Genomic DNA, 6,270 nt, shown 5'->3' on the forward strand with positions numbered 1-6,270 from the left:
AGACAAAAGGAACGACTGCAGCGGTTGCTAGATCAGATTGCCAATGGCTACAAATAGCCAGGCGCATACGGGCAACCCGCATGCGCGATATTGCCGCGTCTACTTGCTTTCACCGCTTGCTTGCGGAGCTCTAACTGTGACAAGTGACAGCAACGCCTTCAGTGTGTAAATGACGATCAGCGTACCGGAGAAGTCACCGACGAACATGACAAAAAATCTGTCCGCGATATGTTGCGTATCACCGCGCAGGAAGAACCATATGTGATGCAAGAGCGGACTGGCAATCGAGTAGGCGAGCACCAGCACGAGAAGGCGCTTTGACGTTAGATTCGATAAAGACGCGCGAAGACCGTAAATTTCCTGCGCCAAACGATAGACTGCATATGGTGCGACCGTCGCAATGATGCCGCCGACGATAGAGCGTACTGGATCGTTCGGGAAGAAGTAGAAGAAGTTGACCAGCCAGCTCGCTATCAACAGCCCGATTGCACCGTCTCCGCCGAGTAACAGTGTGCTAAGCAACCGGATCCCAGCTGGCAAATAGATCCAGTTAACTCCTCGCACAAACTCGCAGTGCGTGAATATCTGCTCGTTGGCCCAAAGGGAGAAAATAAACACGATAACCGTTCCGACCACTGAACAGAAATGCAACCGTAAGCTTGACATTGGCGTAAAATTGAATACCTTCGTTCTAACGAGGCAGTGATGATACCAAGCCCATTGAACTATATGCACGACAAACGCTTACGCAAGGTGCGTCAAACGTGACGCGTCCTGCCGATATCTACCTCCGCTTTTTGCAATTGACAGAGGCGTTGCGCGGCCTCCCGTCTTTGCCGTCGCTTGACCCGCTGGAAGAACGTATCCTGGAGTTAGTCGCTCGCGCCGGTCAAACGAAAGAACGGCTCTCCGTTAGAGACATGATGGCCAGGAGCGAACTCGGCTCGCCGGCCACGCTGCATGCTCGTATCACATCCATGCGCGACAAGGGCTGGATCATGCTCACCGACACCGAGGACGCCCGGCGCAAACAGATTGAGCTAACACAAGCCGCGCTGCGTCATTTCGACAAGCTATCCGAATGTCTTGTAAAGGCGGCGAAGAACACGTAGTGTCGACCTCACCTGCGATTGACCGCTGAAAAAAAACGCCTTTAGCCCAAAATCGTCATCACGCGGTGCAGATGCGTCGGTTGAAACACCATGCACTTCTCTGCGGGAACCACTAGAGCGGCATCACTGACTCTCGCAATCCGCATCACCCCTACGATCCGCGCCGCACCCACACGCGAAATTCAGAAGAAGTTGCGGAGGCCAAGCGCAATACCCGTCTGATTGCTGCGTCCCGGCAATTCAATTGTCGCTGCGCCGGTAACACCGTTGAAATCGACGGTGCCGTACACCTCCGTGCGCTTCGACAATGAATACTCGGCAAGCGCCGACACGGTGTCGCGGGTCCCAGATCCAAGCGTAGCACCGGCAGTCGCTACGTTACGTATATGATCGTAATAAAAGGCACCGGTCAACAAAAGGGGGCCGCTAACCTGCCACGCTACGCCAGTAAACGGGCCATCGTCGATACGACCCGCCCTCTTCAATTGGCTCGTGTCGGCAATCGGCTGCTCCGCAAGCAGAGTATCGGCAAGGCCAGTATTGTCCCGCGAATGCAGATGGCCGACATAGATTTTCATCTCGTTCAGCGCATAGACAATATCCGCGTTGTAGACCGTCTGCTTGTAGTTCAAATGGTCGCTGCTTTGTTGCACACCGGCAGCGACGCTAGTCGGACCGGCAATATACGACGCAATACGACGCAAGTAAGCCGAACATACTGCCTGCGCCAAGGTGACCCGGAATCTCGCCCGAGAAACCGTCTTCGCCACTCGACTCATAGTTACTCCCTAACGAGTAAATCGCTCCGACATCAAGGCCACCGAGTTAATCACTGTACTTGACCGCGCTATCCGCGGACAATCCCGAACCAACCGCGAACGGTAATCACGAATTTTAAGGGTAGTTTGCGTAAGTCAATGGATCGTACGTGCTAACGAGTTTGTCAAACAGCGGCGTGTTCTGGCGACCGGGTGTTAGCGTACGGAATTGGGTTTGAAGACTGGCATAAGCCTCGCTGCCAAAAAACCGACCGCTATCACTAAGGCTATCGTCCTGCGGATTCACATTGCTTTCCAGTTGGAAGACAGCTTTCAGACCACCGCCGATTCTGATGTGATGGACGACGCCCTCCCTTCGGGGTAGGCATATGCCAAAGAAGAGAGGTCGTGACTTCCACGGCAAAGGAGCGTTTATCATGAAGATAGCGACTGTTGGACCGTATCTCGCAAAAACCTTGTTCCAGGTTCATGGGTAAGCGAGGCGTGACCACCGTCTTGACGGAGTAATATCTCGGAACAGACGAAACACGAGAAGTTATGAAGGCATTGCACGATGGGCGATACAAGGCGACTTGCAAAGAACGCAACGCGTTGGCGGCTGCAATGAATGGACACGGCCTGGTATTTCCTGAAGCCAGTTGCACCGTCTCGAAGGGGCAGGCAGTCTTTGACCGTGATGGCGTAGAGCTATGGCGCTGCAACGCCGCTTACGCGGAAGTTCATTTCAAGCTTGAACGGATCGATTGACTCAAGGTCTTCCGGAGTCTGTGCTCACGGTAAGCGCTGTTGACAGCGGTGGAAGACGCGGCGCATTTAAACGCCTGTGCTTGCCGGAAGCTGCCCCGCCAGGTTCTAGGGCAACAGTTCGTCGATACGATTGATTGGGTGATCTGCAATGTGGGTGAGCACGTGGCGTAGGTAAGCCTCGGGTTCAATGTCGCCCAGCTTGCACGAGCCGATCAGGGAGTACATGGCTGCAGCTCGGTCACCGCCGCTGTCGGAGCCCATAAACAAGAAGTTTTTGCGTCCCAAACCGACCGCGCGCAGCGCGTTCTCAACGATGTTGTTGTCTATCTCCGCAACGCCGTTCTCACAATAGTAGTTCAACGCCTGGCATTGATTGAGCATGTAGTTGATTGCCTTCGTCGTGTCGGACTGTAGAGAGAGCGTCAATAGCCGTTCCCGCAACCAGAGTTCAAGGCTGGCGAGCAATGGCCCGTGCGCGTTCAAGTCTAACGCGTTGGCGCACGGCTGGTGGCTCACCCCGAACCTCGGCTTCGATCACATCAACTCGCCAATGCGACGCAGCACTTCAGTAGTGGTTGGCGTTGAGCGGTGGTAAGCACGCGGTGAAGGCGTATTGAAGCGAGGACGGGGAGCCGACGAACGAACGAACGTCGGGTAACACCCAGCAACTAAGCGGATTGCCGCAGTAGCGTCCGGCGATAGTTTGATCGAAGTAGGAGGTCCGGAACGGGTGTCAGGACTTCGGACATAAACTGCAGTTCGACACAGGACGCGACTCCGTGGCGCGGAGCGGCGCGGTGAAACGCACGGCGCGCAGAATCGAGTTGCAACCGGTCGCCATCGGCCACTGCGCGGATTGCCTGCCGTTCAGCTTCACTTAGGATTTGCATATTTGGTCTCTTTGCTTGGTGATCATGGGTGCATTGTACGTGTCGTCTAGCAAGTGGATAAGTAAGGATTGGGGACGAACGAATAGATTTTCAAGGCGCCTGTTGCCATATATGCGGTAACAACTCTTCGATACGGCCAGCCGGTTGTGTGGGAAGTCGGTTTAAGATGTCTTTCAGGTAAACATATGGATCGTGGCCGTTCAGCTTGGCCGATTGGATCAGACTCATCACTGCTGCCTGACGCCGGCCCGCGCGAGCTGAGCCCGTGAAGAGCCAATTCCCTCTGCCCACTGCAATCGGCCTTATTTGGTTTTCGCACCAGTTGTTATCGACCGGAAGCTGAGGATCGTCCAGGTACCGGGTGAGCGCTGTCCATCGGCGCAGACTGTAATCGAGCGCCTTCGCTATGGACGAACCTTCGTTCACGCGTGCGCGCTGCAGAACCATCCAGGCGTGCAGTGCTTGGGCGACGGGACGCGCGCATCGTTGGCGAAGTTCCAATCGATTTTCGGAGGAGAGATCACGCGCCTCGCGCTCGACATCGTACAGTTGGCTGATGTAGCGCAAGGCATCTTCGGCAATCTGGCTTCGACTGGCGACATATAAGTCGTAGAACTTACGGCGCGCGTGGGCAAGGCACCAACTTCGGTCACACCCTGGGCGAGCAACTGCTTGTAGCCCGCGAAGTCATCGCACACCAAGCGCCCGCGCCATGGATCGAGGAAGGCTCGCGCATGTTCGCCAGCGCGGCTCTCGGCGAAGTCGTAAACGACCGCCTTCATTGGTTCGAAGGCCCCCGGGCAATAAGTCCAGAGATAAGCGCAGTGCGTCTTCCCCTTTCCCGGACTGCGCATCGAGATCGGTGTCTCATCAGCGTGCAATACGCGATGCTGCAGAATCTTCTCTTTCAGCGCGTCAACTAACGGCTGCAGTTGAACGCCACACATGCCCACCCATTGGCCCAGCGTCGATCGGGGAATGGCAAGGCCAGCACGCGCGAAGATACGTTCTTGTCTGTACAACGGAAGGTGACCGCCGTGTTTCGAAACAAGCACGTGGGCCAGCAGGCCGGCGGTCGGAATGCCCTTATCAATGACATGCGCCGGCACCGGCGCTTGGGTCAGGGTCTCGCAGTGGCCGCACACCCATTTGCCACGAACGTGACGCTCGACGGTGAACACGCCCGGCGTGTAATCGAGCTTCTCGCTGACATCCTCGCCGATGCGCTCGAGTTCACAGCCACAGCCGCAGAGGGTCGACTCAGGCTCGTGATGAACATTGACACGCGGAAGATTCGCTGGAAGCGGCGCCCGGCGCGGTTTGTTCGGCGCGTCTTTCGCCTTGGGCTCGGTGGACAGCCTCTCTAACTCAAGTTCGATGGCGGCCAAGTCGGCATCGATTGTTTCATCGAGCAGGCTTTGCTGCTCGTGACCGAGCTTCTCGCTTCGGTCAGCAAACTTCCAGCGCTTGAGTACTGCCATCTCATGCGTGAGTTGCTCGAGCTTCGCGTCGCTGAATCGTAGTGCTGCTTCCGTGCGATCGACGATGTGTTGTTGCACCTGAACTTTGGACATCAATTCAAGGGCGAGCACACGCAATTCGTCTGCGCTCATGTCCTGGAGTTGTGCCTTATCGATCATGACCAATAGTGTGCCAAAGCCCGTGCTACAAGGGTATTGGCACACGCACCGATTGTCGCAGGCCGGCTTACACGACGCGAATCACGCCGTCCTGGCCGATGCGTTGCCACGGCAATCCGAGCACCAGTCCAGCCAGTTGCTCCTGCGTGATCGCCCGACGCGTATCGGTTCCGGGTTGCGAAGCCAGACGAACTGGCCCTGGTTTAGTCGCCTCGCTGCTGACCAGATTCCGATTCCGTCGTGGACCAGCACCTTCAAACGGTTAGCTCGGCGGTTCGTGAAGAGATAAGCGTGGTGAGGATGCGCCGCGTCGAACACGGCGACTACCCGCGCCAGCACCGTGTCGAACCCTGCACGCATGTCCAGCGGGTCAACTGCGAGCCACGCCTCGTCGATGCGGATCATTTCAGCCACTCGCGTAACCACGCTGCGCACTGGGCCGCGTCTGATGTCGGCCAACTGACCGTGATTGATTGTTGGCTACGCCGCACCTCGACGCGAATTGATCGGACGTAGTCGACCCGGAGCAGCCACCGAGCGAATCCTTGTTGAGTGACCGTTCCGCATGCTCGATCGACCGCTCGCGCCCTTGAACCAACAGACGCAAACGTTCGCTTCGAGCCTAACTTCAGCCATCACTATTTCACAGGTTTTATGCCAATCTGAGCGGAGAGCCGGGCTAACACTGCATCATCGGAGACACCCTGGAAGTCGCTTCGCGGTGTGTAAGGCGCCTCGAGTGCGATTACTTCGTCGACTGAGAGGTCGATATCAAGCGAAGCAATGGCGTCGTCAATATGAGAGAGCTTGGTTGCGCCCACTAGCGGCGCTGCAACAACCGGATTGCGATGCAGCCATGCAAGCGCAATTTGTGCGCCGCCCACACCGCGCGCGTCGGCAATACGCCAAGAGCCTCGATGATCGAACGGTCACTTGCTTGCTGGGTGTAGAGCATGTCCGCGAAGGGATCGCTGCCGGACCGTGGGGTCGACGCCTCGACGGGCCGCGCGAGGCGTCCCCGGGCAAGCGGGCTCCAGACAACTGTGCCGATGCCCTCGTCAACACAAAGGGGCAGCATCTCGCGCTCCTCCTCGCGCGCAAG

Annotated in this window: 4 protein-coding genes and 4 pseudogenes; 2 read left to right on the forward strand and 6 right to left on the reverse strand. The window is 56.8% G+C overall.

Annotated features, from left to right (window positions below; all coding sequences use genetic code 11):
• Positions 1-99: 99 nt before the first annotated feature.
• Positions 100-666, reverse strand: coding sequence for a hypothetical protein (locus HB376_RS40355; RefSeq protein WP_213769274.1), 567 nt, complete (start codon positions 664-666; stop codon positions 100-102).
• Between the two features lie 98 nt (positions 667-764).
• Here HB376_RS40355 and HB376_RS40360 point away from each other — a divergent pair, with 98 nt between their 5' ends.
• Positions 765-1,112 (forward strand): winged helix-turn-helix domain-containing protein, encoded by a 348-nt coding sequence (locus HB376_RS40360; protein WP_213769275.1) that lies wholly within the window; start codon positions 765-767, stop codon positions 1,110-1,112.
• Positions 1,113-1,294: 182 nt separating this feature from the next.
• Here HB376_RS40360 and HB376_RS40365 read toward each other — a convergent pair.
• Positions 1,295-2,219: pseudogene (locus HB376_RS40365) on the reverse strand (porin); the annotation flags it as partial.
• Between the two features lie 209 nt (positions 2,220-2,428).
• Between HB376_RS40365 and HB376_RS40370 the strand changes: the two are divergent.
• Positions 2,429-2,638, forward strand: coding sequence for a hypothetical protein (locus HB376_RS40370; RefSeq protein ID WP_213769276.1), 210 nt, complete (start codon positions 2,429-2,431; stop codon positions 2,636-2,638).
• A gap of 105 nt (positions 2,639-2,743) precedes the next feature.
• Here HB376_RS40370 and HB376_RS40375 read toward each other — a convergent pair.
• The 4 genes and pseudogenes from HB376_RS40375 to HB376_RS40395 form a co-directional block, all read right to left on the reverse strand.
• Positions 2,744-3,211, reverse strand: a pseudogene (locus HB376_RS40375) (transposase); the annotation flags it as partial.
• 407 nt (positions 3,212-3,618) lie between these two features.
• Positions 3,619-5,168, reverse strand: a pseudogene (locus tag HB376_RS40380) (IS66 family transposase).
• A gap of 81 nt (positions 5,169-5,249) precedes the next feature.
• Positions 5,250-5,573 (reverse strand): IS66 family insertion sequence element accessory protein TnpB, encoded by a 324-nt coding sequence (tnpB, locus tag HB376_RS40385; RefSeq protein WP_213769277.1) that lies wholly within the window; start codon positions 5,571-5,573, stop codon positions 5,250-5,252.
• A 415-nt stretch (positions 5,574-5,988) separates the two neighbouring features.
• Positions 5,989-6,270, reverse strand: a pseudogene (locus HB376_RS40395) (hypothetical protein); the annotation flags it as partial.

The sequence above is a fragment of the Caballeronia sp. dw_19 genome, assembly GCF_018449515.1.
Lineage (GTDB): Bacteria > Pseudomonadota > Gammaproteobacteria > Burkholderiales > Burkholderiaceae > Caballeronia.